Origin of the sequence: Paenibacillus physcomitrellae, assembly GCF_002240225.1 — a bacterium.
In the GTDB taxonomy this organism is placed as follows: domain Bacteria; phylum Bacillota; class Bacilli; order Paenibacillales; family Paenibacillaceae; genus Fontibacillus; species Fontibacillus physcomitrellae.
The window spans coordinates 628,600-655,011 of sequence record NZ_CP022584.1 but is presented as its reverse complement, the minus strand read 5'-3'; the positions used below and the strand labels follow the sequence as shown (position 1 = coordinate 655,011).

Annotated in this window: 25 protein-coding genes; 6 read left to right on the top strand and 19 right to left on the bottom strand. The window is 50.9% G+C overall.

Going from position 1 to position 26,412, the window contains the following annotated elements:
- Positions 1 to 137 precede the first annotated feature (137 nt).
- Positions 138 to 1,301 carry a Gfo/Idh/MocA family protein gene (locus CBE73_RS02945; RefSeq protein WP_094092932.1) on the bottom strand — a complete coding sequence of 388 codons (1,164 nt, stop codon included), beginning with the start codon at positions 1,299 to 1,301 and terminating at the stop codon, positions 138 to 140.
- Between the two features lie 166 nt (positions 1,302 to 1,467).
- Here CBE73_RS02945 and CBE73_RS02940 point away from each other — a divergent pair, with 166 nt between their 5' ends.
- Positions 1,468 to 2,295, top strand: a complete 828-nt coding sequence (locus tag CBE73_RS02940; RefSeq protein ID WP_094096101.1) for an AraC family transcriptional regulator — start codon at positions 1,468 to 1,470, stop codon at positions 2,293 to 2,295.
- Between the two features lie 33 nt (positions 2,296 to 2,328).
- Here the strand turns inward: CBE73_RS02940 and CBE73_RS22545 are convergent, their stop codons facing one another.
- Positions 2,329 to 2,511, bottom strand: coding sequence for a TetR-like C-terminal domain-containing protein (locus CBE73_RS22545; protein WP_268237140.1), 183 nt, complete (start codon positions 2,509 to 2,511; stop codon positions 2,329 to 2,331).
- Here CBE73_RS22545 and CBE73_RS02935 point away from each other — a divergent pair.
- Entirely contained in the window at positions 2,438 to 2,872 is a 435-nt protein-coding gene (locus CBE73_RS02935) for a carotenoid biosynthesis protein (protein ID WP_094092931.1), read from the top strand. The genes CBE73_RS22545 and CBE73_RS02935 overlap by 74 nt on opposite strands.
- A 1-nt stretch (position 2,873) precedes the next feature.
- On the opposite strand, the gene CBE73_RS02930 is transcribed toward CBE73_RS02935, so the two are convergent.
- The 3 genes from CBE73_RS02930 to CBE73_RS02920 form a co-directional block, all read right to left on the bottom strand.
- The gene (locus tag CBE73_RS02930; protein WP_094092930.1) at positions 2,874 to 3,419 is read right to left on the bottom strand and encodes a hypothetical protein; all 546 of its coding nucleotides are present in this window, start codon (positions 3,417 to 3,419) and stop codon (positions 2,874 to 2,876) included.
- Between the two features lie 214 nt (positions 3,420 to 3,633).
- Positions 3,634 to 3,903 (bottom strand): 30S ribosomal protein S14, encoded by a 270-nt coding sequence (gene rpsN, locus CBE73_RS02925; protein WP_094092929.1) that lies wholly within the window; start codon positions 3,901 to 3,903, stop codon positions 3,634 to 3,636.
- A 56-nt stretch (positions 3,904 to 3,959) separates the two neighbouring features.
- A complete protein-coding gene (locus CBE73_RS02920; RefSeq protein WP_094092928.1) occupies positions 3,960 to 5,018 on the bottom strand; it encodes a metal ABC transporter substrate-binding protein in 1,059 nt (352 codons plus the stop codon).
- Between the two features lie 407 nt (positions 5,019 to 5,425).
- On the opposite strand from CBE73_RS02920, the gene CBE73_RS02915 reads away from it, so the two are divergent.
- Positions 5,426 to 6,991, top strand: coding sequence for a GH25 family lysozyme (locus CBE73_RS02915; RefSeq protein WP_094092927.1), 1,566 nt, complete (start codon positions 5,426 to 5,428; stop codon positions 6,989 to 6,991).
- A 102-nt stretch (positions 6,992 to 7,093) separates the two neighbouring features.
- Here the strand turns inward: CBE73_RS02915 and CBE73_RS02910 are convergent, their stop codons facing one another.
- From CBE73_RS02910 to CBE73_RS02895, 4 genes are all read right to left on the bottom strand, one after another.
- Positions 7,094 to 7,765 (bottom strand): NAD(P)H-dependent oxidoreductase, encoded by a 672-nt coding sequence (locus CBE73_RS02910; protein ID WP_094092926.1) that lies wholly within the window; start codon positions 7,763 to 7,765, stop codon positions 7,094 to 7,096.
- 125 nt (positions 7,766 to 7,890) lie between these two features.
- Positions 7,891 to 8,184, bottom strand: a complete 294-nt coding sequence (locus tag CBE73_RS02905; RefSeq protein ID WP_094092925.1) for a hypothetical protein — start codon at positions 8,182 to 8,184, stop codon at positions 7,891 to 7,893.
- Between the two features lie 185 nt (positions 8,185 to 8,369).
- On the bottom strand, positions 8,370 to 8,741 hold the full coding sequence (locus CBE73_RS02900) for an MmcQ/YjbR family DNA-binding protein (protein WP_094092924.1): 372 nt from the start codon (positions 8,739 to 8,741) through the stop codon (positions 8,370 to 8,372).
- Between the two features lie 191 nt (positions 8,742 to 8,932).
- The gene (locus CBE73_RS02895) at positions 8,933 to 9,577 is read right to left on the bottom strand and encodes a bifunctional 2-keto-4-hydroxyglutarate aldolase/2-keto-3-deoxy-6-phosphogluconate aldolase (protein WP_094092923.1); all 645 of its coding nucleotides are present in this window, start codon (positions 9,575 to 9,577) and stop codon (positions 8,933 to 8,935) included.
- Between the two features lie 373 nt (positions 9,578 to 9,950).
- Here CBE73_RS02895 and CBE73_RS02890 point away from each other — a divergent pair, with 373 nt between their 5' ends.
- Complete coding sequence (locus CBE73_RS02890) at positions 9,951 to 10,910, top strand: sugar kinase (RefSeq protein ID WP_094092922.1); 960 nt, start codon at positions 9,951 to 9,953, stop codon at positions 10,908 to 10,910.
- Positions 10,911 to 11,102: 192 nt separating this feature from the next.
- On the opposite strand, the gene CBE73_RS02885 is transcribed toward CBE73_RS02890, so the two are convergent.
- The 9 genes from CBE73_RS02885 to CBE73_RS02845 form a co-directional block, all read right to left on the bottom strand.
- Positions 11,103 to 12,152 carry a LacI family DNA-binding transcriptional regulator gene (locus CBE73_RS02885; protein WP_094092921.1) on the bottom strand — a complete coding sequence of 350 codons (1,050 nt, stop codon included), beginning with the start codon at positions 12,150 to 12,152 and terminating at the stop codon, positions 11,103 to 11,105.
- Positions 12,153 to 12,308: 156 nt separating this feature from the next.
- Entirely contained in the window at positions 12,309 to 13,295 is a 987-nt protein-coding gene (locus CBE73_RS02880) for a glycoside hydrolase family 43 protein (protein ID WP_094092920.1), read from the bottom strand.
- A 134-nt stretch (positions 13,296 to 13,429) separates the two neighbouring features.
- A complete protein-coding gene (locus CBE73_RS02875) occupies positions 13,430 to 14,134 on the bottom strand; it encodes a hypothetical protein (protein ID WP_094092919.1) in 705 nt (234 codons plus the stop codon).
- 153 nt (positions 14,135 to 14,287) lie between these two features.
- Entirely contained in the window at positions 14,288 to 14,647 is a 360-nt protein-coding gene (locus CBE73_RS02870) for a hypothetical protein (protein ID WP_094092918.1), read from the bottom strand.
- Complete coding sequence (locus tag CBE73_RS02865; RefSeq protein WP_094092917.1) at positions 14,637 to 14,768, bottom strand: TetR/AcrR family transcriptional regulator; 132 nt, start codon at positions 14,766 to 14,768, stop codon at positions 14,637 to 14,639. Before CBE73_RS02865 ends, CBE73_RS02870 begins: the two co-directional genes overlap by 11 nt.
- Before the next feature lie 204 nt (positions 14,769 to 14,972).
- Complete coding sequence (locus tag CBE73_RS02860; RefSeq protein WP_094092916.1) at positions 14,973 to 16,250, bottom strand: M20 family metallo-hydrolase; 1,278 nt, start codon at positions 16,248 to 16,250, stop codon at positions 14,973 to 14,975.
- 63 nt (positions 16,251 to 16,313) lie between these two features.
- Positions 16,314 to 17,774, bottom strand: a complete 1,461-nt coding sequence (locus CBE73_RS02855) for an NCS1 family nucleobase:cation symporter-1 (protein WP_094092915.1) — start codon at positions 17,772 to 17,774, stop codon at positions 16,314 to 16,316.
- Positions 17,775 to 17,804: 30 nt separating this feature from the next.
- Positions 17,805 to 19,571, bottom strand: a complete 1,767-nt coding sequence (locus CBE73_RS02850) for a hydantoinase B/oxoprolinase family protein (protein WP_094092914.1) — start codon at positions 19,569 to 19,571, stop codon at positions 17,805 to 17,807.
- Between the two features lie 5 nt (positions 19,572 to 19,576).
- The gene (locus tag CBE73_RS02845; protein WP_094092913.1) at positions 19,577 to 21,655 is read right to left on the bottom strand and encodes a hydantoinase/oxoprolinase family protein; all 2,079 of its coding nucleotides are present in this window, start codon (positions 21,653 to 21,655) and stop codon (positions 19,577 to 19,579) included.
- Positions 21,656 to 21,937: 282 nt separating this feature from the next.
- Here CBE73_RS02845 and CBE73_RS02840 point away from each other — a divergent pair, with 282 nt between their 5' ends.
- Both CBE73_RS02840 and CBE73_RS02835 read left to right on the top strand, forming a co-directional pair.
- Positions 21,938 to 23,878 carry a GAF domain-containing protein gene (locus CBE73_RS02840; RefSeq protein ID WP_094092912.1) on the top strand — a complete coding sequence of 647 codons (1,941 nt, stop codon included), beginning with the start codon at positions 21,938 to 21,940 and terminating at the stop codon, positions 23,876 to 23,878.
- A gap of 54 nt (positions 23,879 to 23,932) precedes the next feature.
- Positions 23,933 to 25,285: an MFS transporter gene (locus CBE73_RS02835; protein WP_094092911.1), complete on the top strand. Its 1,353-nt coding sequence runs from the start codon at positions 23,933 to 23,935 to the stop codon at positions 25,283 to 25,285.
- 218 nt (positions 25,286 to 25,503) lie between these two features.
- Here CBE73_RS02835 and CBE73_RS02830 read toward each other — a convergent pair whose 3' ends face one another.
- On the bottom strand, positions 25,504 to 26,355 hold the full coding sequence (locus CBE73_RS02830) for a lipoate--protein ligase family protein (protein WP_094096100.1): 852 nt from the start codon (positions 26,353 to 26,355) through the stop codon (positions 25,504 to 25,506).
- Positions 26,356 to 26,412: the final 57 nt, after the last annotated feature.

Below are 26,412 nucleotides of genomic sequence, written 5' to 3'. Positions count from 1 at the left end.
GGCGGCTTGAAAGCGTCGGCAAGTCTTTAGGCATCAGGTATTAGTGATTGCTATAGTGCTTGGCTATTAGTGCTTGCTATTAGATGCCAGTTATTGGGTATTAGTTACCAGTTAGGTACCCGTTTGGGTATAAGGCTTCAATGGGTGCCCGTTACGTCCAGCGTACGGCTCTCGTCCGTTTTCTTCTCATATTTCGAAGCGGCAATTTTGCTTTGCAGCAGTTCATGGAACCGGTCTTCATCCAGCGGGAGGTCGGCCCAGTCATCTTCCCAGGCGGATAGGTGCATTGCATTGGACAAGGTTAGGCCTTTGATCCCTTCTTCACCCGGCGCAATCAGCTGCTCGCCGTGCAGGATTGCATTCGTGAAATTTTTGAGAATGCCCAGATGCTGCTCGCCATGGCTTGCAGGCACCGGAATTTCACATTTCCAGCATTCTGGCGCACCAAAGCCGCCGTTAAAGGACGCATTAAATTCTGGTTCTGGAACACGCAGCCGCCAGAACACAAGCTTGTCGTCTTCGATGACGATTTTGCCCCGGTCTCCAGTGACCTCAAACCGGTTGGTACCCGGCGCTTCGCCGGTGGTCGTCACGAACAGGCCGGTCGCACCATTTTCATATTCCACATAAGCCGTTACGTCGTCTTCGACCTCAATATCACGGTATTTCCCAAAATGGCAAAAGGCGCGGACACGCTTAGGCATCAAGCCCGTTGTCCACTGCCAGAGATCCAGCTGGTGCGGGTCCTGATTCAGCAGCACGCCGCCGCCTTCCCCCGCCCAGGTTGCTCGCCAGCCGCCGGAATTATAGTAGCTTTGAGAGCGGTACCAATTGGTAATAATCCAGTTCGTCCGCCGGATCTCGCCAAGCTCGCCGGAAGAAATCAGCTCTTTCAGCTTTTGATACAGCGGATTGGTTCTTTGATTGTACATGATGCCAAACACCCGATCCGAAGCCGCAGCTCTGGCATTCATCTCTCTGACGGCTTTGGTGTACACGCCCGCAGGCTTCTCGATCAGCACGTGAAGGCCGGCGTCAAACGCCTGGATCGCCAGCGGCGGATGATCGTAGTGCGGCGTTGCGATAATCACCGCGTCGATCAAACCAGACTTGAACAAATTTTCCGGCTGCTTGAATTGTTGAACGCTTTCCGGCAGCCGGTCTTTGGCCCACGCTAAAGCGGCCGGGGAGCTATCGCATACAGCGGCAAGCTCCGCCCCGTTCACCTGATCCAGCAGCTGAACCGCATGCGATCTGCCCATATTTCCTATCCCGATGATTCCGTATCGTACCTTATTCATCCCTTAGAATTCCTCCTTGGTCATCTTTATGGATAGAGAATATAACGCTTTCATCTTTAGGAGAATGGTTGAAACTAAGACAGATTTGTATATAACTAAGGTGTTCCTGCCAAATTTTTATATTTAGATTATAATGAGGAGGATGATGAAGCAGGAGGCTGTCAACATGTCTGAAGCTCTTTCTTTTGCCGAAAGTTTAATGGAGAATCTGAGTGTATCCGTATCCCTGGTTCATTCCAGGTCTCATTTTGGCGGGTGGAACCGTACCGATGAAATTCCGTCGTTTAGCCGGCTGTATTATATTGCGGATGGTGAAGGAAGCGTGCTGCTGAACGGCGAGCTCCACTACCCGAAGCCGGGGCAGCTGATGATTATGCCCGCTGGTTCTGTCCAGACCACCACCACTTCCCGGGACAACCCCTATACACGTCACTTCTGCCATTTTGACGCCAAGATCGGCGAATGGCCGCTGTTTGCCCCCGAAGGGAAACTCATTCTTGTAGATGCGGAGGAGCCGGAGGCAACCCGGCGGCTGTTTCTGAATATGGAGGTGCAGTTCAGTCAAGGCGGGTATCTGGCTCCGCTGCGGCTCAAATCGGCGCTGCTGCATCTGCTTGCCTACTGCATGGAGCATTCCGGATATACAGCAGAGCTGGACCGCTTCCTGTTCCATGAAGAACGGGTCAAACTCGGCAGCGTACTGCAGTATATTGAAGAACATTTGGATCAGACGATCGAGATCGATACGCTGGCCGATATTATCCATCTTCATCCCAATTATTTCATCCCTTATTTTAAGAAGCTGATGGGCGTTACGCCTATCCACTATGTCCAGCAGAAGCGGATGGACAAGGCGAAGCGGCTGCTTTCTTTTTCCAATTTGTCGATTTCGGATACTGCGGAGCAGCTCGGCATGGATCTCCCCCACTTCTCTCGTACCTTCAAGAAGGCGACCGGCGTCAGCCCCAGCTCCTATCGCAGAGGAACGACGTAAATTCAAAAAAAGGTGACCCCACTAAATCTGGAGTCACCTTTCGTCTGTAAATGAGGATATTCCGCCTCGAATGATTCGGATAATCAAAGCAGCCATCTCGGCAGGAGGCGTTACATAACCGTCATTCACCCACTTAATCATCATGCCCATCCCGCCCGCCTCGGCAAATTTAAATAAATATTCCGCAATTTCAGGGTCTACAGCCTCGTCAGCCAGCCCGTTAACCTCAACTATTAGTCAACAATGGATTTGGGAAGACGGGGGAAATTATTACGGTGTGCCTATCTCCAATTATTTCGGCTGGTTCTTCGTCGTTTATCTGTTTATGCAAATTTTTGCCCTTTACCTTGCCAAGTATGACAAGAAAGGCACGGAATCGTTCAGCAAATCCTACTGGTTGGAGCCAATTGCGGTCTATGCTATTCAAAGCTTGAACTATTTGCTGCTATGCTTCACCGGTACCGGCTATCGCGACATCTACGACTCCATGACTCTCGTGTGCGTCTTTACGATGGTGTTTGTGGCGCTGCATGCCGCCTTGACAGTAAGCCGTGCTCACGATTTGGAAGCCCAATAATTTAGTTCAACTCAGTAAACGGGTAAGAAATCCGGGTGCCGTCGTCCAAAGTGACATACAGGTCGTCACCATTTAGGGATGATATATTTCGGTTTACAGGTATAAACCAGCTCCCGTCTTCCCCTACCCTATAACTGATTTCCAAAGAACCGCTTCCGAAAGAAGAAGGTTCATCATTAAAAGTTACGGTCTTCATATCATCAGAAGGAAAATAACCGAATATAAAGGTTTGACCATCCGCTTGAAAGAAAGAAAATCGTTGATTGTAGGCTTGCGTATTTTTTGGAATCGGAGCCGGTTCGATGACCTTGTTCCAGCCTAACAGTCCCCTTTTCAAATAAATGGCGTCCAGCTCTTTATCATCATTCAATAAGGCTATTTCGCCTTGCGCGAAAGGGATAAATGTCCAGCTGCCGTCCTCTGAATTTAGCACTTTGGAAATGGAAGAATGGTTATAGGAATAAGTGCCCGTATAGATAACGATTGCGAGTAAGATAAGGATGCCGAGAGCAGCCGGTAAAACAGCACCCGAAATCATTCGTTTCATCACGTCTATCTCCTTTTGAGTGGTACATGTGAATCACAACTGATCTTTCTGATTTAACTCCATTTTATTACAATTCACCCGTCCAATAAAAGAAAACGGCGATCTGCCCGGAAGAAAAACTCCGAAGGCGGATCGCCGCTTTTGTTATTTAAAGCTGAAAACTCGATTAAAGCTCAACCAAGCTCAATTAAAGCCCGTTTCATTAATGCTCCGCTTACCAGCTGGCTTTCTTCACACCCGGAATCCGTCCCTGATGAGCCAGTTCACGGAACACAATCCGGGATACTTTATATTTGCTGAGGTAACCTCTTGGTCTGCCGCTCACCAAGCAGCGGCTGTGAAGTCTTGTTACGGACGAATCACGCGGCAGCTTCTGCAAAGCTTCGTAATCCCCTTTGGCTTTCAGCTCTCTTCTTTTCTCCGCGTATTTCTCTACCAAGGCCTGGCGTTTTAGTTCTTTTACCACTTTGGACTTTTTAGCCACTGAAAATCAACCTTTCTGTTTATTAATTGGGTTAGATTGTTTTTTTAGATCGGGTTTTAATTGCATTGTAAAATGCCGTTATAAGAGTGATACGAGTTATTTTCATTCAAAGCTTTTTGCAGCGCGGTCAGATTCTGTTTCATGACACTAATATAATTCTGGTTCTGGGCCAACTCTTCATCGGTCAACCCTTCCAGCGGATTCAGCACATCCGACTTGGCGCCGATTTCCTTGGCGATGGTCTCAGCAACATTGGATGAAACCAGCGTTTCAAAAAAGATCGTCTTCACCTGGTGTTCCTTGGCGAATTGTACAATCTCCGCCATTTTGGCAGCTGACGGCTCCTGATCCGGCGATAAACCGGCAATAGGCACCTGCGTCAGGCCGTATTCTCTAGCCAAATAACCGAACGCGGCATGCTGCGTGATGAAATCCGTGCGTTTTGGATCTTTCAGGCTGTCTTTAAACTGCTGATCCAGCGTTTGCAGCTCGGCTATATAAGCATCAGCGTTGGCTTTGAACGTATCTGCATCGGCTGGATCGGCTTGTGCCAGTCCCTGCTCGATATTTTGAACTTCCTTGATGGCAAGTGCCGGAGACAGCCAGACGTGAGGGTCCAGTCCCGAGTGACCCTGATCCTGATCGTGGCCGGCCACTTCTTCGCCGGGCTCCTCTTCTTCCTCTTCCACAAAACCATCCATGATATCTAATCCTTTGCTGGCTTCAATAAGCTTTAGATGTCCGCCTGTCGCACTGGAAGCGACCTGATCGATCCAGCCCTCCATACCTGCGCCATTATAGACCAATACGTCTGCATCCGTAATTTCCGCGATGTCCTTGGGTACAGGCTCCCAATCGTGAGGTTCGGCGCCAGCCGGAACCAGATTGTGCACCTCGGCAAGATCGCCCGCTACGTGACGGGTAAATTCGTACATCGGGTAGAAGCTTGTCTCAATCTTAAGTTTCACCCCGGCAGTCGATACCGCCGATGAGTTGGATGCTGACACAGCATCCCCGGCTTGACTTTGATCTCCGGTCTGTTTCGATCCGCATCCTGCTGCAACCAGAACTAAAGATAATGAAAGTATAACGAGTAGCTGTTTCCTGCGTTTCATTTCTAAACCCCTTTTCTAATAGAACCCTTTAAACCGTGTCTTTCGATAAGCTTTGGCCGTCTAGTTCTGACTGGCCAATAACTATGTACCTGTTGGTTATTCGTAATTATTACGATTACAAGATTCGATTATATCGTAATAATTACGATTTGTAAACAGGTGTCTTTGACTATCCGATTAATGCCAAGTCGGCAACCAGGCGATCAGCATCGAGACACACACGGATGTCAGGAGCCGCTTGCCCGATATAGACGTTCCCTTTTGAAAAGTCCTCACCCTTAAAAAACTTTATAAATCCTCGAATCTAATCGAAACTTTTACGATTAATTTATCGTCAAAAGATAGAGTCAGGGCAACAAACAATTTCTCCGTCCTGAAGATTACAAATCATAGAATGGTGGTACATCATGAAGAAACTGTTATTTTTCGGCTTATTCGCGTTCCTAACGCTCTGCTGGGTTCAGACTCAGGCGGTTTCGGCCAAGGAGAGCACCCATTTGTTCCTGAATAATCAGGAGATAAGTCTATCGAAATCAGAGCAAATCATTATTTCTAACAACCGGGTGCTGGTTCCACTGCGGGTTTTGACCGAAGAGATGAATTATACCGTGGATTGGAATAACGGAGATAAAACGATTACTATACATAACGCAAGCCAGACGATCAAACTGAACTTGAACCGTCTTGAGGCTGTGGCAGATGGACAAACCATTCAGTTAAGCGCCGCCCCAGTTCTTTCCGGCAATACGGCTTTTGTCCCGATCCGTTTTGTTGGAGAACAGCTCGGGAGTGTGGTGGCCTGGGAGTCAGCGACAAAATCGGTAAAAATCACTACATCTAAAGGTCAGCCGTCCAAGGGAACAACTGCGGAGCCCAATCCCGTTTCGGGGTCCGGGACAGGACAAGCTTCCTCGCCTGCTCTCGGTTCCAAGCCAGAGGACACCTCCGTCTCCGTGTCCGATAAACCTGCGCAAGCCGTGCTCAAGGATTTGAGTTTGGCAGATGGGAAGTTAGTGCTGACCGTTCAAGGCTCAACGGAGCCTGGGACAGCTCTGCTGAGTGATCCGAATCGCCTCCAGGTTGATTTGCCTGCTGCGGTTTTTGATGCAGGCTTTACGCAGAAATATCCGCTTGACGACAATCATCACGGAGATATTCTTCTGCCAAGCGATCCTAACGTCAATGAAATCGAGCTTTCCCAGTTCAGCGGTTCGGATGACTCCTCTTCGATCCAAATCGTCTTGGTTCTGAATGGAGCCCAATCTTATCAGCTTCAGCAATCGTCAGGTACGATCACGATTCAGTTGCAGCCGGCTGCCAGCGATTCGGCCCCGCAGGCCGGCACATCAACCGGCATCGCCATGGGGCTTGACGTGTCCCATCATAATGGCTCGATCGACTGGGCAAACGTCGCCGCCTCCGGTTATTCCTTTGTTTTCATCAAAGCGTCGGAAGGCAAGACGTTTAAGGACCCGCAGTTTGCCGCCAATCTGGCAGGTGCAAAAGCCGCAGGCTTGCTTACAGGCGCCTATCACTTCCTGGATGCCACAACGCCGGAGAATGCACGGCTTGAGGCGGATCACTTTATCGAAACCCTGCAGTCCGCAGGCGGGATTGAGCAGCTTGATCTTCCGCCCGTGCTGGATTATGAAGACAATCCGGGCAAATTGACAACCGCCCAGATTAACCAAGTGGCCAAGGCCTTTTTGTCCGAATTCGAAACGGTTACCGGAGTCCGCCCGACGATTTATACGGGCAATGTATTTGCCGCCAACTTTGACGCTACCTTCTCTGCTTATAAGCTTTGGGTAGCCAAATACAGCAGCAAGCAGCCTACCCCGGTTACGGCTTGGGACAGCTGGTCTATATGGCAATACTCCCAAACCGGAAGTATTCCAGGTGTGACAGGAAATGTCGACCTGGATCAATTTAACGGAACGCTCGATGATCTGCTCTCCTCGCTCCGGATGTAAAGAAAAACAAGAAAAGCCCCGTTCAGATTTCAAACCTGAAACGGGGCTTGCTGCTTTTCAATCAGATGTTAGGTTAGGTTTGCTTTGCTTATTCATGTTTCATCAGTTAAGCCACTGAATAACGTCTTCTGCACTTCTTCTGGATTGCGGACGCCGCTCCTGCACCCGGTAACCAAACGCGGCCATTACGCTGATGCCGTATGTTCCGTTCTCCAGCAGTCCCGCCTGCTCGAGAACCTCATTTAATGCGGCTTGGTTAAAGCCTTCAATCGGGCAGGAATCGATGCCCAGCAGTGCTGCGGCGGTCATCATGTTGCCCAAAGCGATATAGGTCTGCTTGCAGGCCCAGTCAAATAAGGCGCGCTCGCTTTCAAACAAATTGAAGTCTTCTCCCTGGAATTCCGCATAACGGCCCATCATTTGACGGACCGTATCTTCCGGAATCCCCTTGATCTTCGTCATCTGGTTCCAGAAATATTCCGTATCATAACGTCCGTTCCTGCGGGCCAGAAGGACAACAAAATGGCTGGCCGTAGGCAGCTGCCCTTGCGCTCCCCAAGAGACTTTTTTGATCTTTTCACGAAGGTCGCTGTTTTGAACAACCAGAAACTTCCAAGGTTCCAAACCGACTGAACTTGGAGACAATCTGCCTGCTTCGAGGATCGTTTGGAAATCCTCGTCCGCAATTTTACGCTCATGATCAAAAGATTTAGTAGCATGTCTGAAATGAAAAGCGTCCAGAATTTGCTGGCGTTTAGCTTCGTTGCTGCTCATCCGTATGTTCCCTCCAATAGTTTCTGCTAAGGTTCTGCAATACCTTATAAAGGTAAGCTGCTATTTATAGAGCAATAAGTTACTTTTTCTACGCTTGAATATATTAGTACCCTCTGGCGGAATTGTCAATTTTTACGGAACAGGCTTATAGCTTTACCATGGAACCGTTCATTTATCCTTGATGGATAGGACGTTTTCTTAACGGAAACCACTTTGAACCGCTGTTTTCTAAGCCTCCATTTATAGCCTTCACTACCCGCAATGCTTCCTATAGTGGAAATCAGCAGGCTGGAGGTCATCCATTTTACCGTGAAATAAAGCCCCGTGCCCATAAGAACATCAACCAGAATGATGATTTTAATCGAACGGATGGTCTTTCCGCTTATGGCGTAAACATATACTTTCCTTGGCTTGGTCAAAGTTTTAATTCCTCCCCTGGATCACACTCCTATAAGGAAGTATTCTTTACCGGCCTTGTCCTATAACCCTTTCACCTTTCTCTACTTGTGAGCAAGCCCTTTTCTGTCTGAAAGTTCTTCGCAAAATGTAAAAAAGCTTAACCCAACAGGAGATAGTCAAGTTAAGCTTTTTTATAAGTGAAATTCTACTTCAATAAGCCGGTTATCGTCTCCCGCTCGCTGCGCGGCAGGTTTCGAAGCACAAGGCCATAGGATTCCTCGATCATTTCATACAAAATAGGTTCCGGCACTTTCCCATTAAGCAGAACCGTATTCCAGTGCTTTTTATTCATATGATAACCTGGAATTACAGTCCCGTGATATTGCTCACGCACGATCCATGCTTCTTCCGGGTTGGTTTTTACAGTCATGCTCGGGTAATCTTCATTCCTTCCGAAGAGAGCAAACATTTTGCTTCCGACATACAAGACAGGCACATCCGGATAAAATGGGTAACGCAGGCTGCTCCCGGCCAGCTGCAAGCCATGTCCGATCAATTGTGCAGGGTTATATTCCATCCCCTCTCGCTCCTTCCGGTCATTTTTTATCTGGAGATTTTATTATGGCTAATCCACGTCCTTCTGACAAGCCACGACCGGACTGAACTGGAGTATGAGGCTTCGCAGTTCAAACGTTCACATCACTGGACCTGCGTCAAACCGTCGTTATTCCAAAATTTCAAAGGATATTCTAATAAACAAAGAGCGTCCTATACGCTGCCGCGCAGTGTTTGATATTTGGCCACATAAGCAGCGGCCAACTCCGTAATTTTGTCGTATCTTCCCTGCTTCGCGGGAGCCGTCAGATTACCGCCAATACCGACTGCGATGCAGCCGGCTTTCAGCCATTGCTCCATATTCTCCAGATCCACGCCGCCGGTAGGCATAATGCTGATATGAGGCATAGGGCCTTTGACCGCTTTCACAAAATCCGGACCAAACGCGCTGCCTGGGAACAGCTTTAATACATCGACTCCAGATTTAAGAGCTTCTTTGATTTCGCCCAGTGTCAGGATGCCCGGCATGTAAGGGATTCCGTATAAATTACAGATCTTCGCCGTCTCGCTGTCAAACGATGGACTGACTACAAACTCGGCTCCAGCCAGAATCGCGATTCGGGCCGTGACCGGATCAAGTACAGTTCCCGCGCCGATGACCGCATGATTCCCGTGTTCCGCAGTCAGCCTGCGGATGGCTTCATCCGCACCAGGCGTTGTAAACGCTACTTCAATCATCGTCAAGCCGCCTTCAATACAAGCTGACGACATTTTACAAGCATCCTCTACATTATCCGCCCGAATTACGGCAACTACACCGCAGGCGGACAGGCTTTCCAGCACTTTAAGCTTTTTCATAGGTTTCTGCTCCTTTTGTTTATTGAATGTTATTCCATGAACTCTATAAACTTAAAATTAGTAAATAAATTTATTAAGTAAGTCTTTAAATTGCGAGAATTGGTTGTTTAATTTGATACTAAGCGCAATTAGAAGCTTCGTCAACCTTTTTTTGCAAACGATTGCAGAAATGACTGCCCTGGAAAGGAAGATCATTAAGTAACTTGTATACCCCTTATATATTAAGGTTTTTTTGATTTCTAGGCTCTGATTTGTATGCCGGAGAGTTGGCCTCGTACCGCCCTAACAAGAACGACAAACTTAAAATGATCATTGTACTAAACCGGTTTATGTGATATTTTGAGTGAAAGAATGATTACGGGGAGGATTCCGCATGTCAAAGCAGTTAGCTGCTATTACTTTTGGCGAACCGATGGTTATGTTCAGAGCTGAGGAATTTGGAGAACTTGAGAACGTTACTTCATTCTCAAAGGCCGTAGCCGGGGCCGAAAATAACGTTGCAACGGGGTTGTGCCGTCTCGGCCATCCAACCGGCTATGTGACGAAACTGGGCGATGATAGTCTGGGCCGGCATATTCTGCAAGTTCAACAGAAGGAAGGCATTGAGACTTCCGGTGTAAAAATGTCCAGTGAACGGCCTACAGGCCTGCTCTTTAAATCACGTGTACAAAGCGGAGACCCCAAGGTCGAGTATTTCCGTAAAAATTCCGCCTCTTCCACGCTCGGCATCGCCGACTTTGATCCGGATTATTTCGGCCTGGCAGGACATCTGCACGTTACCGGCATCTCGGCCGCCCTTTCACCGTCCACACTGGAATTTTCCCGTCATGCCATGGATTATATGAAAGCGCTTAAAAGAACCGTTTCTTTTGATCCGAATCTTCGCCCGGTGCTCTGGAGCGACCAGGAGACGATGATCCGCATAACGAATGAGCTGGCCGCCCGTACCGACTGGTTCATGCCCGGCATTGGTGAAGCCCGGATTTTGACCGGTCTTACCTCTCCAGAGGAGATCGCCGATTTCTATTTGAACCAAGGCGTTTCGCTGGTGGCGATCAAGATGGGACCAAGCGGGGCATATTTCAAATCTTCCGGGCTGGAAGGTTATGTTCCAGGCTTCAAAGTGGATGAAGTAATAGATACGGTTGGTGCAGGCGATGCCTTTGCCGTGGGCATAATCAGCGGCCTGCTGGAGAAGCTGGATGTACGTTCCGCCGTGCTGCGCGGCAATGCGCTGGGTGCACTTGCGGTCATGTCGCCAGGCGATATGGATGGTCTGCCGCGGCGCTCCGAGCTGGAGTCTTTTCTCGCTAAAGCCATCCCCGTCAATTAAGCGGCGCACGCAGTCTCATATCGGCAGGCTCATGCTGCTGAAAGGACTTATACTTATCAAACCCAAAAAAAGGGATTTCTTCTGGCATTGATGCCGGGAGAAATCCCTTTTTGAACTGTTGGAGACCGAAGACCGGTCCCTGTCCCTTCCTTTTACGGTCATTCGGAAACCTATTTAGAGTCTATTTAACGTTCATTTAGGCCTAACATTAAGGCTCCTACATTTAGATTTCAAGTCTTTCACTGATGCCCCTCGCTGAAGCGCAGGCGGAAAGCGGTACGTGATCGGTACCGGACGATCCTTCTCCTCAATAGCGGACAAAATAACTTTGGCTGCCTGAGCGCCCATTTCGTGAGCCGGCTGGCGGATAGTCGTGATAACAGGATTATAAATTTGAGCAAACTCGGCGTCGTCAATCCCGATCAGCGAAAGATGCTCCGGGATGATGATACCCTGACGGTTTGCTGCTTTCAATAGCTCAGCAAGTACGATGTCATTGCCTGCAAGCAGAGCCGTCGGCGGCTCGGGCCTTGCCAGCAGTTCCGCCAATCTGGCGGCTACTTCGCTTGCCGGAAGGCTGAGCACATAATCTTCGGCCGGCTGCAGGCCGGCCTCCTCCATTGCCTTCCGGAATCCGCCCAGTCGCTCCTTGCGCGGCGTAATCCCCTGCTCTCCGAGCGGGAGCGTCACAATCCCGATTCGTTCATGTCCTTCGCGAACCAGCTCTTCCACAGCCAGCTTCACGGCCATTTCGTTATCAAGCAGCAGGCTTTGCGTGCTGACACCTTCGACAAGCCGGTCAATCAACACGAACGGCAGCTGCTGCTCGCTGAGCCGTTCATAGGCAGACGCCTGATGTCCGGTAGGAAAGACGATCAGACCGTCAACCTGCCTTGCGATCAGCGTTTCAATATGACGCTGCTCTTTCTCCGGATTTTCATCCGAATTGCAGATCAACACCTGGATCCCGCGGTTTTGAAGTTCATTTTCAATCGCCTTTACGCATTGGATGGACAAGCTGTAATCAATATCCGCCACAACGACGCCTACCAGATGCGTCCGGTTCTGTTTTAAGCTGCGTGCCAGGCCGTTGGGCTGGTATCCAAGCTCGTCAATGACCTCTCCAATCCGCTGGCGGGTCTCCTCGCTCATATATTTATATCTTTGGTTCAGATATTGGGATACCGTGCTTTTGGAAACACCTGCAGCGCGGGCAACATCGTCTATTTTCAGCTTTTTCATCTTCTGGCTTCGCTCTCTTCATCTATTTTCTTCCTCATTTAAGCATAGCCGAAAAGAGACACATTTTCTACACAGCCCTGTTCCAATAAAAAAAGCCGCATTAAGCGGCCAAGTCTAGCAGGTCCTAGCTGATTATATAAATTATAACTTAAAGGATCAGGATGGATACGGATCAATCGTTTGAATCGTCCCGTCTGCGTTATATGTAAGTTCGGCATATTTCACGCTCCGCTTATGGTTCACCCCACCCGATAAGGAGCTGTCATGATAGAACAGATACCATTTATCCTCAAACTGCACGATGGAATGGTGAGTGGTCCAGCCGATCACCGGGGTCAGGATCGTACCTTTGAAGGTAAATGGACCAAGCGGATTATCGCTTACCGCATAAACCAGCTTATGAGTAGATCCTGTGGAATAAGAAAGATAATAGAGTCCGTTATACTTATGTACCCAAGGCCCTTCAAAATATCTGCGGTCCTCATCGCCGGCGAGAATCGGCTGCCCTTCTTCATCTATGATTGAAATTTCCTGCGGCTCCTGCTGGAAGGTCAGCATATCCTCGCTGAGCAGTGCTACTCGGGGACCCAAGGCAGGCTGGTCCGGCTTCAGTTCGGACGGATTCGGCTCAAAAGTGCCTGTCTGCCATTTCTCCAGCTGTCCGCCCCACAGTCCGCCAAAATAGATATACGCTTTATCGTCTTCATCGACCAATACCGCTGGATCAATGCTGTAGCTTCCCGGGATATAATCAGGTTCAGCCTTAAAAGGTCCCGCAGGAGAGTTCGAGGTGGCAACACCAATCCGGAAAATGCCATCATGATCACGTGCCGGGAAGAATAAATAATAGATGCCGTTCTTGAAAGCCGCATCCGGAGCCCACAGCTGTTTGGAAGCCCAAGGAATGTCGCGCAGATGCAGAGCTTCGCCGTGATCGACTACCGGCGACGAGAAATTATCCAGCGACAGGATATGATAATCCTCCATCGCATATTGGTCTCCGTTGTCATTGTCCGGCCCGTCATGTTCAAGGTCATGGGATGGATAAATATAAATTTTCCCTTCAAACACATGGGCGGAAGGGTCCGCAGTATAAATATGACTGACGAGCGGTTGATGCGGAACAGGAATTTTAGAATTCATCTGCAAATGCTCCTTTTTAATTGGTGTGAAAACGCTTCATTCAAAGACATTTCTATTCTACCTCCTAATCCTCCCCATTCTCAAGTATATAAATTTGAGCTCCGATCGCCAGGATCGAAGCTCACTCTCGTTTTCTATATCGATTTCGACTTGGGCATCAGCATCTTATTCGCTAACAGACTGTCCAGCGTGTTCTTCACCATCTGCCGAAGATCCGTATACTGGTATTGATACACTTCAGGATACTTGGTTTGATAGATTTGCGTAGTTCCAATCCGGGAATAAATCGTGTCTACATCTCCGTTAACAAAGCGTAATCCCCAAAGCACAAATTTGGGTATCGTTCGCGGGGAAGGTTTAAAGCCCAGATGACTGTATTCTTCACGAATTATGCCGGGGACTTCCGTCAGCCTTCCTTTTGTTCCAAAGCTTAAATGGCGATTGCTGTCAGTGCCCGGATTGCTCATCACCGCGATATGCATCTGCGCACAATCCCGAACATCTACATAATGCGAAAGCAAATCGAATACAAACGGCGTTTTGCCTTCCGCCATATCCTTCAGAGAGCCACTGCTGTACCGTACCCAAGGAATCAAGCTTAGTCCTAATATCTGGCCCGGGCAGACGGTCGCAAGAGCGGCTTCGGGCTGATTTAACCTTTTGTCTCGGGCCATGTCCCAAGCGAGCTGCTCGGCCAAGGTTTTACTCTTCATGTAGTCCTGTTTAGCGATTTCAGTATTCGTCCAGTCATCTTCATTAAAATACACTTTGGACGCCGGGTGACCGTAAGCCACTGCAGCCTCGGAGCTGGTCACCACAACCTGATGCCCTTCCCTCAAGGCCCTCTGAATAAGCTGTTGTCCAGTGCCGCCTCTTCCTGTTTTTGTTTTTCGTGTTCTTCTTGATTTTCTTATTCTTCGTGTTCTCTTTGTTTTACTCCACTAGCTGCTCTCTGTAAGCAATCGCGTCCCAGCTCATCTGAATTGCCGAGGTTATTTTGTTCTGTTCTGGTCGAATTGGAACTGTCCTGTCAGCTGCTCTTTAGCAAGCTGCGCGATAGGCGCTATCGAATACATAACCAGTAAGTTGAGATCCTCATTTTGAAAAAGCTTCTGCTGTTTGCCCTCTTCATACAATTCGAATAACGGCTGATACATGGGTGTCGTGTCTTCCAGGCACCAATTGCGCAGCAGCGGAGAGTTGGACACCTGCTCCATAAACAAATAATATTCTTTGTTGTTCACAATATACTGCACAAAGTTCCGGGCGAAGAACTCAAAACGTTCCCGCAAGGATGCCCTTGGGTCTACCGTTTGAAAAACCTTCTCGCTCATCAGCTTCTTAGCTTTCAAAATAAATCTTGCTTAACATATCCTCCTTATTCTCATAGTAAATGTAGATGGTAGCTGCCGAAACGCCCGCTTTCTTGGCTATCTTGGAAATGGAGGTTTCAGCGAAGCCGATTTCATTCACAAGGCCGACAGTCGCTCAATAATCGCTTCCACTTTATTGTCATCTCTTGGTCTCATGATTCAAATATAAATGATCATTCATTTAAAGTGAAACGGAAATTCGATTTTTCGATCGGGATCTTAACAGCTGCAAAAATAAAACGGATGGCCTTCAGCTGAAAGCCATCCGTTTTAATTCTTCAATCACATAACCGCTTCTCGGAACTCAGTCTCCGACTGCGGATGTTTTCTCCGTCATCCCGACCGTCTGTTGCATCGCATAATGCTTGGCTACACGGAACAGCAGTTCCGTGCCGAGCTTAATATCTTCGGTTTCGGCGAATTCTTCCGGGTTATGGCTGATTCCGTCCCGGCAGCGGACAAAAATCATCCCCATATCCGAAATGGCTGCCATCAGCTGGGCGTCATGGCCCGCGCCGCTGACCAGCTCGGGACAAACCAAATGCATCGCTTTGGCTTGCTCCTTCATGACCTCCACGATGCCCGGGGTGCACTGCACCGGAGGCACATCCATTCTTTCATGGAATTGCACCCGGAGTCCGCGCTGCTCGCAGATCCGCAAGGCCCCTTCTTTAACCTGCCGGATCACTTCGTTTCTCCGGTCTACGTCAATATCCCGGATATCCATTGAAAAGGACGCCAATCCGGGAACGATATTAGAGCCGCCGGGTTTAACTTCGACATGTCCGACGGTGCCGACCACCGGAGATCCTTTGAAGGAGAGGCAGGTTTGCTCTACCAAAAGCGCTATTTCACTGGCTCCCAAAAAAGCGTCCTGCCTCATTTCCATCGGAAGGATCCCGGCATGGCCCGCTTTCCCCTCGACTACCACTTCGATCCAGGCCGGGCCGGCAATGCCGGTCACGATGCCGACCGGCGCTCCCATTTTCTCAAGAACTGGTCCCTGCTCAATGTGCATTTCCAGATAAGCCCGGATTCCATCCTTTGTACGCACCGCTTCCGTTTGGATCCGGTCCGGCTCCAGCCCGAACAAGGCCAAGGCATCCCGGCGGGAAACGCCTTGTTTGTCGGTCAGCAGCAAATCCTGTTCTGACGTAGCCCCTATCATGGCTCTGCTGCCGAACAACCCGCTTTGAAAGCGGGAACCTTCCTCTTCGCAGAAAGCGATCACTTCAAGCGGAAGCAGCGGGCGGATATTTTCTTCCTTCATATGCTGGACTACCTCAATACCGCCAAGCACGCCGATGACGCCGTCATATTTCCCTCCGTTAACAACGGAATCGATATGCGAGCCGATCACGACAGGCGCCTCATCAGGATGCACGCCCCCCAGGCGTCCAATCAGATTGCCGGCGTGATCCAGACGCACCTGCATCCCCGCTTCCTCCATCCAGGCCGATACGACTTCTTGAGCTTCCTTGTCTTCCATGGAAAGGGCGACCCGAGTCACCCCTCCGCCCGGCAAACGGCCGATTCGGCCCAGCGTCTCAATTCGTTCCTTCAACCGTGCAGCATTAATCATTGTCAAGTTCTCCTCTGTCTTCTGTTGTTTTAGGCATTCATCACCGTCAAGCCCGGCAAGAAATCAGATGGTGTCCACCTTTTCGCGGGCTGTTGGCACCGATTTGGTCAGCTCTCCTCTCATCAGAAGCGTATAGACCAGCCCGCCGACCAGAATGCCGACAAACCAGTTGTACGTATACACAACCGACAGCGCGGGGACAAACAGGCCGATCAGTGCCGCAACTACGCCCACTGCCATGGCGATATAAGCATGGGGATTCCATCCCCGTACATAACTGAAATCTCCTTGCTTCGAGAACAGGCTGCTAATATCGTAATGACGGCGGCGGACCCAATAATAATCGGTGATCATAATCCCGGCTACAGGTCCCAAAGTTCCGCCGATGGCTCCGAGTATGGTATAAATCGTCGAGGAGTTGTCGTACCAGAGCCAAGGAGCGAAGAACAAACCAATTACGATGGAAAGCATGCCCGCCTTAACGAAATTCAGCTTTTTAGGCAGCAAATTAACCAGATCGTAGGCCGGGGAAACCACATTGGCCACGATATTTACGGAAAGCGTCGCTACCAATAAGGAAATAGCTCCGAGCAGGATGACCACAGGATGATGGAATTGAAGCAGAATATCGACCGGGTTTGTGATCGGTTTGCCAAATGCGATGATCGTCCCCGCCGTAATCATAATGCTCATGAAGGCGAAAACCGTCATCATGACCGGCAATCCGATCGCCTGACCTACCACCTGATCTTTCTGGCTCCGCGAGTATCTCGTCAGATCGGGAATGTTCAGCACCAGGGTAGCCAATACGCCAATCAAACCCGTGACCGAAAGGAAAAAGCTGTTCCAGAAAGATCCGCCGCTTAAGGTTCCCTGGATGGAAAACAGCGGCCCTACGCCTCCAGCAGCCCGGATGGCCCAGCCGACCAGTCCGAAACCAAGCACGATAACCAGCGGCCCGGCCCACATCTCGAAATGTCTGACCCGCTCCATGCCATGGGAGATGACCCAGGCATGCAGCAGCCAGAAGACCCCGAAACTGATCCAGTCCTGCAGCCCCATCCCGAGGAAAGCGATCCGGCCAAGCGAATCCCAGCCGGGATAAATGACGCTGATTATGGCGCCGACAGCTTTGCTGCCCGCATAAGCCTGGGCAGCAAACCAGAAAATGCCGACGAACGCCCTGATCATGACGGGGAAATGGGCTCCATGATAGCCGAATGAAGCTCTGATCAGCACCGGGAAAGGAAGGCCGTATTTGGTTCCTGCCGTACTGTTCAGCCAGATGGCCGCTATCAAAACGATATTGGAGAGAATAACGGCGCTTAACGCCTGCCAGACGTTCATTCCCATTCCAAGCAGGCTTGCCGCCAGCTCATAGGAAACGATATTGTGCACCATGCCCATCCAAATGGTGGAGTAATTGATCCAATCCCAGGTCCGTTTTTCCTTGGGGACCGGAGCCAAATCTTCGTTATACAGGGAAGGATCCGGATGATTAACCCGGGAGGATACAGTTTCCATAACATTCACCTCTCCAATATTTTCTATTTATTAAGCACGAATCCGGTGGGTTGCGCTCCAGTCGATGTTTCCTCCGGAAACCACGACCCCGTAATGACGTTCAGCGTCGTCTGCAGAGATGAAGCCATCCAGCACATCCGAAAGCACCGCTTCGGGTTTGCGTTCATACGGATTGCCGTAACCTCCGCCCCCCGGTCCGACCAAGGTCAGGGAATCTCCTTTTTTGGCCCGGTGATGCGGAATCTTCGAAGGCAATTTCGATTCCTGCCCATCCGCCGAGCGCATGATCAGCTGGCAAGTCGAGCCTTCGCTTCCGCCTTCAAAACCCCAGGGTTTGTATTTCTGCCCATCCCCTTCCACGGAAAATCCTCCGTCCTCGAGAAACGTCACTTCCCTTACCGAGCCGATTCCCCCGCGGAATTTGCCTGCCGCCGCCGAGTGGTCCAGCAGCTCGTAACGGGTAACCCGCAGCGGATAATGGGATTCGATATCCTCAATCGGGTTGTTGCGGGTATTGGCGTAAAGCGTGTCAACGGCATCCATGCCGTCCTTCTCGGCGCGGCCGCCGTAGCTGCCTTCCATGATGTCCATGTAGACCCAATATTGTTCGTCCTCCAGGCCACTGTAGGCTACAACGTTCAAGTTTCCGATACCGGCGCTCACCTGTCCCGGCACGATTTGCGCCAGCGCATGCATCAGCGTGTCTGCGACCATGTTGCCGGGACAGAAACGGGCGATTGTCGGCGCCGGGAACGTCGGATTCACCAGCGTGCCCTTAGGGGCGATAATTTGGATCGGTCTCATCAGGCCCGAGTTTTGCGGAATATGCCCAAACAGATCCGAATCGAGAAGCACGGAACGAAGCGTAAAATAAATGGCGATATCGACGGTCCCTTCGAGCGGCATATTAATCGGCCGGTCGGACACCTGCGGCGAGGTGCCGGTCAAGTCGACGGTGATTTCATTTCCTTTTACCGTTACGGCCACACAAAGCTTGAGATCCTTTTTCTCCGGATCCGGACTGTCCAGAAAGCCGTCGATATATCCTTCGGACCGGTAGATGCCGTCCGGCAGCTTGGCGATCTCATTGCGCATCATCCGTTCGGAATAGGCCATCAGGTCCTCGCTGGCTGCGAGTACCGTGTCCAGACCGTAGGTCTCGACAATGTCCAAATAACGGTCGGCCCCGATCCGGCATGCCGCGATCTGGGCTTCCATATCGCCGACCACCATATCGGCGGCCCGGACATTGTCCTTCAGCAGGCGCCAAATCATTTCATTGCGGACACCCTGGTCATAAACCTTGATCGCTTTGAACTGAAGGCCTTCGGCATAAGCGTCAACCGCATCCACGATCCCGCACGATCCCGGGGTTAAGGCCCCCAAATCAAGATGATGCGCTGTCGAACAAGAAAAGCCGATTAGCTGGTCCTGATAAAACACGGGCACGAAAAAACCGACATCGGGCTGGTGCGAAGCCCCGTAATAAGGGGAGTTGTGCATAATGACGTCTCCCGGGCGGAATACGTCTCCCCGCTGTTCCATAATCTTTTTGATGCCTCTCATATATCCCGGGAGCGGCCCGGACTGCAGCGGCGTGCTGGTCGTTGACTCGCAAAGCTGCTGGCCTTCCGCATCCAGCAGGGCGCACCCGAAATCCTCGGACTCGCGGATAATGCTGGAATAAGACATGCGGGCAAGCTTGTAACCCATTTCGATGGCGACGTTTTCGAGTGCCCCGCGCAAAACCTGCGCGGTGATCGGATCTATGGCCTGGCGATGATCTGTTTTCTGCATCCTGTTCATACCCCCACTTCGATGATGATGTTTCCGGATGACTCAAGCTTCACTTTGCAGTCCGGAGGAATAATGGTTGTCGTATCCTTCTGCAGGATAACGCACGGGCTGTTGAAAACGGTGTCCACCGGGAGCTGCTCCCTGCGGTAAAACGGAGTATCCACATCCCGGAGCTCGCCTTGAACCCGGAAAACCGATTTTTCTGTCTTCACAAGCGCATCGGATAAATCATTTCTTGGCTGGATGGAAGGACGTCTGATTTTAGGCATCGTCCCGGTTCCGGTCAGCCTGACATTTACGATTTCGATCGGGCTTCCTTCGAAGGCATGGCCGTACTCCCTTTCATGAAACCGGTGAAATTGATTCCATACCTGCTCAATATTGTCCGCATTTAAAGGTTCGGCAGGCAAAGCCACGCGCAGTTCGTAGCCCTGACCGATATACCGGCAGTCGAAAAAGCCCTGCACAGCCACCTCTCCGCCGGAGAAGCCCGCGTCTTCCAGCTGTTTGCGAATCTCCAGCTCCAGCTTGCTTACGGCTGTGTTTACCAAGCTTAAATCGAGCGTTCCGCTTTGCAGGAACAAGGTTTGGGTCGCGTCGTATTTCAAGTCCGTCGTCAGCAGGCCGGTCGCCGACGTGATTCCCGGATGCGGCGGAATGATGACTTCCGGAATTCCTAATATTTTGGCAACCTCCACCGCATGCATCGGCCCGGCTCCCCCGAGCGCCAGCAGACTGAAGCCGCGAGGATCGTAGCCCTTCTGCACCGTTTTGGCCCGGATGGCGTTTGCCATATTGTTGTTGACGATGGTCAGGATGCCTTCAGCGGTCTCCTCGGGCGACAGGCCGATTTGTCCGGCCAAGTCCTTGATGGCTTTTGCTGCATTTTCCGGATAAATCTTCATTTCCCCGCCCAGGAAGTTCTCGGGATCCAGATGACCGAGCGCGACATGCGCGTCGGTAACGGTTGGCTGTTCCCCGCCGCGTCCGTAGGAGGCCGGTCCCGGGTAGGAGCCAGCGCTTCTCGGTCCGACCTGGAATGCGCCGCCTCCGTCAACGTGGGCGATGCTGCCTCCGCCAGCGCCGATCGTATGAATGTCGATCATGGGAATCTGCACCGGGAACCCGGCGATCCAGGTATCGCGTGCGGAGGACTCCCCGAAGCCATGCTCGGTAATAATGGCGATATCCGCGCTTGTGCCGCCGACGTCAAACGTAATCAGCCTTTCCCGGCCGGACAGATTACCTGCCCATTGGCCGCCGAGCACGCCTGCCGCCGGACCGGACAGCAGCGTAAGCACCGGCTTCTCGGAGACCGTTTTTGCGGTGGCTACACCGCCGTTGGAGGACATAATATGCAGATCGCAGTGGATTCCGGCCTCCTTCAGCCGCCGTTCAAGCTGATCGACATAGGTTTGCACTTTCGGGCCAACAAAACCGTTTAACGCAGCGGTCGTGAATCGTTCAAATTCCCGGAACTGCGGCGAAATCCCGGAGGAAGTGGTGATGTAGAACTCCGGATATTCCTCACGGATGATTTCGGCGACCCGTTCCTCGTGCTCGGGATTCAAATAGGAGAACAACAGCCCGACGATGACGGATTCAACGCCATCCTCTTTGAAATCGCGCAAAATCTGGCGGACTTGCCCTTCATCGAGAGGAGTTTCCACCTTGGCCTGCCCCTTTACCGGTACGAGCCGTTCCCTGACCGTCATCCGGTTTCGTCTTTCGACAAGCGGCCGGTCCTGCCAAGGAATCTCCTGCCGGATCGAATAGTTCTGCGGACGCTGATGCCGGCCGATATGCAGAATATCCCGGTAGCCTTCCGTCGTAATCATGCCCGTCTTCGCGCCGTCATGCTCCAGAATGGCGTTCGTCGCGATGGTCGTCCCATGAAAAACATGGTCCAGCGATCCCGGCTCGATTCCGTGCCGCTCGCAAATTTCCTTGACGCCGGATACCATGCCGATGGAGGGATCCTCCTTCGTGGTAGGCACCTTGTGAATATAAGAAGTTCCTTCGGTTGTGTCAGTGAAGATAATGTCGGTGAATGTCCCGCCCACATCGATCCCAATCAGTTTCATCGGTTATTCCTCCTTCTCCGGTTGAAATTCGCTATAGCCGAAACTCTAAATGTGAGATAACCTTTCATCATAGAGAAGTCAGCAGGTTATGAAAGGAATTATATTATACAAAAGCTTAAATAAGTTCGGTCTTTTCCCGAAAATGAATGATTTTTTTCGTTTGAATGACTAAAATCGAACTGTTTTTCTATTCCCGGCATGATATGATGTCATTAAAAATAACACGAAATACAGACGGCGAGCTATTTGGCCTCCTATTTAATAAGAAAGCGGGTGATCGAAATGTCTGAACCGATTTCCTCCATCTCCGTTTCCGAATTGCAGCGGCGTTTGACGCAAAACGAACTGTTAATCGAAGCGGCGCAGTATTTTACTTCCAGCCTAAAGCTGGACGATGTGCTCACCCGGATCCTGGACCGGGTTTTGAACGTCATCGAAGCCGCCGACGCCGGTGTTTTATTTATTTACGATAAACAAAACGACCGGCTGAAGCCGATGGCTTGCTCAGGTTTTTTATGGGAAAAGATGCAGCATGTCATATTGTCTCCCGGCGAGTCGATGACCGGGCTTACGCTGAAGAGCCGGCAGGCGCAGATTTTTCATAATTCGGAAACAGTATTGAGAAACACCGATTTGATGAGTCCCTCCAACAAGGTTTTTTACGATCAGTCGCTCGAACCCGTCAGACAATCCATCGGGGAAGCCTTCCTCATCCAAAGCGTGATGTGCGCCCCCCTGCTGATCCGCGGAGAATGCATCGGCGTCATGACGATCGACAATTTCACGCACCGTTCCTTCACGAACGATGATTTGAACCTGCTCGCGGCCCTCTCCAATCTGGCGGCCGTCGCCCTGGATAATGCCCATCTCTATCAGGAGGAGAAAAGCAAAAAAGAACAGCTCGAGGAGCTGAACCATGTCATCCATTCCCAGAACCAGCAGCTGAACCGGATCAATCAGACCCATGATCGGCTGATGCGTCTGATTCTTAGCGGCAAGTCCCTATCTGAATTCGGGACGGCCGTATACGATACCCTCGAAAATCCAATCATTCTGTTCGACAGTCTTCTGAACGTCCTTACGGAGCATCCGCCTGATGCTTTTGATTTCGACATTCATACGCCGCCTTTTATGGCAGAGCTGCAGCAGGTGCTTCAAAAGCGCGAGTCCTGCCGGGTTGAAACCGGGCCGGATCGGACGGCTTCCTCTTCCGTCATGTTATTTCCCGTGGTGGCCTCTAGTGAAATCTTCGGCATTCTGGCCGTGTCGGAGGTGAACCTCAGGCTCAGCGATCAGGATATCGTACTGGCGGAACAATGCTGCCTGGTGCTTGCCATGGAGCTGCTAAAAAGGGAAGCCGTTTATGAAACCGAGCAGCGGTTAAAGGATGAATTTCTGGATGAGCTGTTTTCGGAGAAAAATGTGGGAACGCTCCGGGAGCGGGCTAAGTCGATGGGACTGAGCGCGGATGATTCCTTTGTGTTTATGGTGGCGGATATCGAATTTCCTTCCGGCAGCCTGCCGGTCATCCCGGATAAAAGCGTAAACCGTTACGTGCTTAGAACGATAGAAACGGAGCTGCAGAGCGCCAATCGGTACAGCCTAGTTCTGCATAAATTGAATGCTTACGTGATCATTTTGGCTTTGCCCAAGGAATTGGACCAGGCTCTGGCGCTGAAACGGAGCCGAATCGTTGCCAAACAGCTCCATGAAGCCCTGCGCAGGCTGTATCCCGGTATTCAGTGTTCCATCGGCATCGGACGAGTCTGCAAAAATTTCGAAGGCTTCGTGCAATCTTACGAGGACGCGAAACAAAGCGTGGCTTACAGCAAAAGAAGAAAAGATAAAAACAGCATCAAAGATTATGTCGAGCTTGGGGCCGTACAATTTATACTGAACCAGCCGCAGGAGAATCTGCTGCAATTTGTGCGGGATTTGCTGCAGCCGCTCCTGGATTACCCCTCCCCGAAAAGAAACGAGCTGCTGAAAGCGCTGGACGCTTTCATTCTCTCAGGCAAACGGTTTAAAGAAGCCGCCAGCCTGCTCGATATTCATCCCAACACCTTTGCCTATCGCATGAAACGCATCGAGGAAATATTGGATCTCCGGCTTGAACAGCATGCCGTGTTTTTTGATCTCCAATTCGCCTGGCAGGTGCTGGACATGCTGGATCTCAAGCAAAGCCTGCTGGACGGGCAGAAAATCGGTTCCTTTTCCGGCTAAAAACATATATATTTATTTAAATATCATTGTTTATGAATCTGAGGTGAGCTGTACATGACGAAAACCCGCGACTATACGAAATGGCTTGTCGTAACCGTCGCCTTGGGCACCCTGCTTAATCCCCTGAACTCCTCCATGATTTCGGTGGCCTTATCCCGGCTGCAGGAGCAGTTTGGGCTCAGCTTTACCGATTCTTCCTGGCTGATTTCGACTTACTATTTGGCCAGTGCCGTCGGTCAGCCCGTTATGGGCAAACTCAGCGATACTTGGGGCAGGAAAAGGCTGTTCCTCATCGGATTGCTGCTGATCGCCGTCTCGTCGGCGCTGGCCCCTTTTTCACCCAATTTTATTTGGCTGATCCTCTTCCGGATCATTCAGGCATTTGGAAGTTCGATTTTGTTTCCGGCCGGCATGGGCATTATTCGAAAGCGGATCACCGAAAATCAGGCTCAGGCGCTTGGCATTCTGTCGATTTTCACTTCGATTTCCGCTGCATTCGGCCCTTCAATTGGCGGTTTCATGCTGCAGCTTGGAGACTGGCCGGCCATTTTCATCATTAATTTCCCTTTCCTGATCGGATCCTTTCTGCTCGCGTGGAGATTATTCCCGGCCGATGAACGGCCGGAAGCCGGAGCCAAAATCGATTGGCCGGGCGTTTTGCTGTTTTCCGCCAGCATTGTCGGCTGGCTGTTGTTCCTTTTGTCCCTCGAGAAACGGGTGAATCTGGGCTACCTGCTGATCAGTCTGGCACTTACCGTATGGTTCTGCTTTTACGAGAAACGCCGGAAGGAACCTTTTATCGATGTATCCGGTTTTGTCAGCAACCTGAATCTTAGTTTTGTTTACCTTCAGTACATCCTGATCAACATTGTGTTTTATTCCGTCTTTTTCGGGGTTCCGACTTACCTTCAGCATGTGCAGAAGTTTGATTCGGGCACGACCGGTTTAGTTATGCTGGCTGTTGCGGGCTTTGGAGTGATCATCGCTCCCCTGACGGGAAAATGGATCGATAAGCAGGGCTCCAGACCCGCTCTCCTTGCCGGTTCGGCAACCCTGCTGCTGGGCACGCTGCTTCTGCTGCTCATCGGGGACCGGTCTGGGCCTTGGTTTATTTTCGCCATGTTGTCGATGCTTGGGATCAGCAACGGGTTTAACAATATTGCGATGCAAACTTCCTTGTATGCCTTCACCAGGCCGGAGGAGACGGGAGCCGCTTCAGGTTTGTTTATGACTTCCCGTTATTTGGGCACGATTTTTTCGTCGAGCCTGCTGGGCATCGTGTTCTCTAAACACATTACGACTGCCCATTTCCATCTCGTTGCCCTTTCCGGTTTTGTCATCGGTTTGGGTATTCTGCTGCTGACCTTGCGCATGCCGCGCAGGCGGGAGCAGCGGCAGAACGCCTGATTAGAAAGAACCCCGGCGCTTGATCTGCCGGCGGTTTCTTTTTTCTTAAAGGATGCTTTCGGCCGTCTGAAGGTTTTGCAAATCGAGCTTAATGCTTGAAAGCCGCATTCGCCAAGAAATAATATACGTTGGCATGAAAAAAAGCCGTTTCGTCAGGCAAGTTTCACCTGCGAAAACGGCTTAAATATCTTAAATGTCTTAAATGTGTCAAAACCTCTTTACCTGGACCGGTTCCATTCTTCGGTTCCATATTTGGTTCGAACCAGCTCTTCCGCCAGCTCCTCCTCATATTCCGTTAGCGGCTCAGCAACAAGAGAAGCGCCAAAAGCTTCCGCAAACCCGATGCGAAAGGCTTCTTCCGCTTCCTCAAGCGTTACTTCCCGGCCGTTTTTCCGCTTTAACACTTCGTTAATCGCTACGGCCTTCTCCTCCACGATCCGTTTCCAGCGTTCTTTCGTCCGGTTCTCCGAAAAATGAAGCAGCTCGAACAGGAAATCGATCTGCGGATCAACCGGGATTGAGCCGTGCTGCAGCACGATTCCCCGTGTCCGCATTTGAGCGCTGCCGGCGATCTTGCGTCCTTCAACCGTCAGCTCGTATCGTGACGGCGAATCAAAACAGGCTGCCGAGCGGGACAGCCGGGCCGCTTGAGGCGTTTCACCGGCAGCCAGGCTGTAGCCGCCTGTCATCTCCGCATCCAGGCCCAGCCGCCGGAAGCCGTACAGAAGGCCTTCACTCAGCACCCGGTAACCTTCATCCACCCGCGCCGGAAGGCCGGGGTACGTTTCCGGCACAACCAGCGAATAGGTCACCTCACGGTCGTGAAGGACGGCCCGTCCGCCTGTAGGCCGCCGCACAAAACCTACGCCATGCCGTTCAACGGCGGTAAAGTCGATCTCTTTCTCGGCCTTCTGGAAATACCCCACTGTCAACGTGCCGGGAAGCCAGTTGTAGAACCTTACAGTCGGCGGCACCCGTCCCTCCTGCTGGGCAATCATCATCGCTTCGTCGATGGCCATATTCATGGCGCCGGTACGCCGGCCCGTATGGACAAAACGCCATGCGGGCAAAACGTTGGCTTGAATTGGCGTTACTTTTGCTGAATTTAGTGTAGGGTCGTGCTGTTC

Bases quoted from the DNA above. Each gene is read 5' to 3' on its own strand.
- CBE73_RS02945 (WP_094092932.1), bottom strand. From the start codon at position 1,301: ATGAATAAGGTACGATACGGAATCATCGGGATAGGAAATATGGGCAGA.
- CBE73_RS02940 (WP_094096101.1), top strand. From the start codon at position 1,468: ATGTCTGAAGCTCTTTCTTTTGCCGAAAGTTTAATGGAGAATCTGAGT.
- CBE73_RS02935 (WP_094092931.1), top strand. From the start codon at position 2,438: ATGCCCATCCCGCCCGCCTCGGCAAATTTAAATAAATATTCCGCAATT.
- CBE73_RS02930 (WP_094092930.1), bottom strand. From the start codon at position 3,419: ATGAAACGAATGATTTCGGGTGCTGTTTTACCGGCTGCTCTCGGCATC.
- CBE73_RS02920 (WP_094092928.1), bottom strand. From the start codon at position 5,018: ATGAAACGCAGGAAACAGCTACTCGTTATACTTTCATTATCTTTAGTT.
- CBE73_RS02915 (WP_094092927.1), top strand. From the start codon at position 5,426: ATGAAGAAACTGTTATTTTTCGGCTTATTCGCGTTCCTAACGCTCTGC.
- CBE73_RS02910 (WP_094092926.1), bottom strand. From the start codon at position 7,765: ATGAGCAGCAACGAAGCTAAACGCCAGCAAATTCTGGACGCTTTTCAT.
- CBE73_RS02900 (WP_094092924.1), bottom strand. From the start codon at position 8,741: ATGGAATATAACCCTGCACAATTGATCGGACATGGCTTGCAGCTGGCC.
- CBE73_RS02895 (WP_094092923.1), bottom strand. From the start codon at position 9,577: ATGAAAAAGCTTAAAGTGCTGGAAAGCCTGTCCGCCTGCGGTGTAGTT.
- CBE73_RS02890 (WP_094092922.1), top strand. From the start codon at position 9,951: ATGTCAAAGCAGTTAGCTGCTATTACTTTTGGCGAACCGATGGTTATG.
- CBE73_RS02885 (WP_094092921.1), bottom strand. From the start codon at position 12,152: ATGAAAAAGCTGAAAATAGACGATGTTGCCCGCGCTGCAGGTGTTTCC.
- CBE73_RS02880 (WP_094092920.1), bottom strand. From the start codon at position 13,295: ATGAATTCTAAAATTCCTGTTCCGCATCAACCGCTCGTCAGTCATATT.
- CBE73_RS02860 (WP_094092916.1), bottom strand. From the start codon at position 16,250: ATGATTAATGCTGCACGGTTGAAGGAACGAATTGAGACGCTGGGCCGA.
- CBE73_RS02855 (WP_094092915.1), bottom strand. From the start codon at position 17,774: ATGGAAACTGTATCCTCCCGGGTTAATCATCCGGATCCTTCCCTGTAT.
- CBE73_RS02850 (WP_094092914.1), bottom strand. From the start codon at position 19,571: ATGCAGAAAACAGATCATCGCCAGGCCATAGATCCGATCACCGCGCAG.
- CBE73_RS02845 (WP_094092913.1), bottom strand. From the start codon at position 21,655: ATGAAACTGATTGGGATCGATGTGGGCGGGACATTCACCGACATTATC.
- CBE73_RS02840 (WP_094092912.1), top strand. From the start codon at position 21,938: ATGTCTGAACCGATTTCCTCCATCTCCGTTTCCGAATTGCAGCGGCGT.
- CBE73_RS02835 (WP_094092911.1), top strand. From the start codon at position 23,933: ATGACGAAAACCCGCGACTATACGAAATGGCTTGTCGTAACCGTCGCC.